Source organism: Pseudomonas nicosulfuronedens (genome assembly GCF_005877905.1).
Taxonomy (GTDB): Bacteria; Pseudomonadota; Gammaproteobacteria; order Pseudomonadales; family Pseudomonadaceae; genus Pseudomonas; species Pseudomonas nicosulfuronedens.
On sequence record NZ_SWDV01000097.1, the window covers coordinates 1 to 2,125 of the forward strand.

Below are 2,125 nucleotides of genomic sequence, written 5' to 3' on the forward strand. Positions count from 1 at the left end.
GATCGCACTAACGACGTTGTTCATCACCTGGCCGGCAATGTAAAGAATAAGAAGGAGAAGTAGCTTCTGGCCAGGGCTCCTATGCACAGGGCGCTTTACACCATCCCAGTTGGACGAAAGGCAGAACGGGCAAACTGAGTCGATCGGGTGGCCAGCACCGATGCGACCACCCCATTCCCAACCGACATAAATGCCTCGGCTCCTGACTACCTGCGGCACCATGTGGTGTCCGCAGCAATGGCAGAGCACGGTGGACTGGGTCATGAGGCGGTCTCCTGATATCGCTTTGATGTCATGATCGCATGGGGTTCACTGAATCCCAAATCAATCAACGCCAGGTCTATGACAGGTTAGGGCGATTGCCAACGTTGCTCATCTCGGTCAGTTCATTCGCCAAAGCCCGACAGTGAGGGGGGCAGGGACTGCAAGAGGGGCGCACTGGCCCCAGCACTTGAGCTAGTGCTATTCAGACCTTTCCTTGGTCGGGCTTGCCTTTGTCAGTGACTGCACCATATGCACTTGGCTGGCTTGAGTACAAATCGAGCGTTGATCTCGCTGCAGCTGGAGCACTCCTGCATCAGGATCTCCCCAGACTTTATCGCATTGCTCAACTGGAATGCGTTCGTTGGGCTGATGGTGTCGCCCTTGGGCACATTCAAGGCATCGCAGATTTGCTCGTACTCCCGATGGGCAGCCATCAGGGCGCGGACGTTTGTTCTCCGCAACGGATCGTGTGCTAGCAGCCTGTAGATTGTGAGGTACAGCAAGCTGTGCATCGGGTACTCAGCGAGTGTCGTTTCTGGGATTTGAATTCGCCCGCTCTGTGACTGCGCCCCGGGTACTCCGCGGGTGATGTTCCGCTTGAGCTTCCCGGCGTCCTCAGGGGACATCCCTGTTGCCAGCGCGACGAGTTTCGGCTGGATGCGAGCTAGCAATAGCTCGCGCGCGATAGATTCGGTTGGAATGGTGGGCCCGAAGTCCTGCATGCGGCCGCTGCCATCCGGGTTCTTTTTCAGGAAAAATCGGAGGTCCCCGAGAAGCACCAGGGTCGTATCGTGGATTTGGTCTCGGGCGGAATTTGGATTCAGCCGAAGCTTTCGGACAGGTGACCGGATGCTGATGGTGAACCCACCGGATCGGATCAGCATCAGCCGCTCCTCGAAAGACGAGGTCTCCATCAGGCGAAACGCTGTGTCGTCCAAGCCAATGGCGCTAAGAGTGTTGAAGCTATTGTGGCGCGCGAAGTTGAAGAGTTCAGTAAACATGGTCAGACGAAGGCCGAGATTGAAAAACTGCTTGTCGTCGAGGTGCGTATTCCCCACGCTCAGCGTTTCGTACTCGATTCGGTTGATCGACACCGGCAGTGCATCCAGGGCTTGTAGCTTGGGAGGGCTCGCTACAACATTTGTGAGCCAGACAATATCATCCTGACGATAGCGCTGCTGCATCAGCACCAGCTTGAATGCAGCTTCATCCTGAATTAGCCATCTGACCGCCATTTGGACCAGGGTTCGGTTGATCGTAAACTTCATGCTTAGTTGTCCTTATTTCTTCAGCATTTGAATAGATCGCCAGATGGCAATTACATCTTGAGCGTACAGGCGCGCATCGAGCTCGCGGGTGGGATTCATCGTGTGATAACCGCCGATGGCAAGCTGCATATCCGCAGGGTTTGCAGATATTGACTCACAGAGTATGGCTGCGCCTACCTTTATATTTTCCACGGGATTGAGCAGAGCACTAGCATTTTTCACCCGGCCACAGTTCCACCTGCAGTTTATCTGCATGATATCAGTCAGCTTATCTTCCTGTAGGTATCTGACGAGGAGAGCCTCTGCTTCACCTTGGGTTTTAGGGTAAGCAGGACCACTAGGGCCGTTTCTTAGAGCGTAGGGCTGTGGGGATATTAGGCCTTTCGCTACCGCGCCGTGCGACTCTTTCAATGCCAGCGAGAAGAGTAGTTCAGGCTCAATCTTGCACGGAGCGCTCAGAGCTGCTCGCTCCCAAACTGTTCCCTTGAGAGTGAAACCTATCGACTCGCCAAATGCAGGTGTCAGCGCTGAAGTGCACAGCACTCCTGCTAGCAGCATTGCCTTATGGCTTCTGAATACCGGCATCCCTTATC

At 54.7% G+C, this 2,125-nt stretch carries 3 protein-coding genes; all 3 read right to left on the reverse strand.

Going from position 1 to position 2,125, the window contains the following annotated elements:
• Positions 1-264, reverse strand: a 264-nt coding sequence (locus tag FAS41_RS31090; RefSeq protein ID WP_218939150.1) for a hypothetical protein, incomplete at its 3' end; no start/stop codon positions are given.
• Positions 265-497: 233 nt separating this feature from the next.
• Positions 498-1,532, reverse strand: a complete 1,035-nt coding sequence (locus tag FAS41_RS30510; RefSeq protein ID WP_138526994.1) for a FlhC family transcriptional regulator — start codon at positions 1,530-1,532, stop codon at positions 498-500.
• 12 nt (positions 1,533-1,544) lie between these two features.
• A complete protein-coding gene (locus tag FAS41_RS31270) occupies positions 1,545-2,090 on the reverse strand; it encodes a lysozyme family protein (RefSeq protein WP_246084979.1) in 546 nt (181 codons plus the stop codon).
• Positions 2,091-2,125 lie beyond the last annotated feature (35 nt).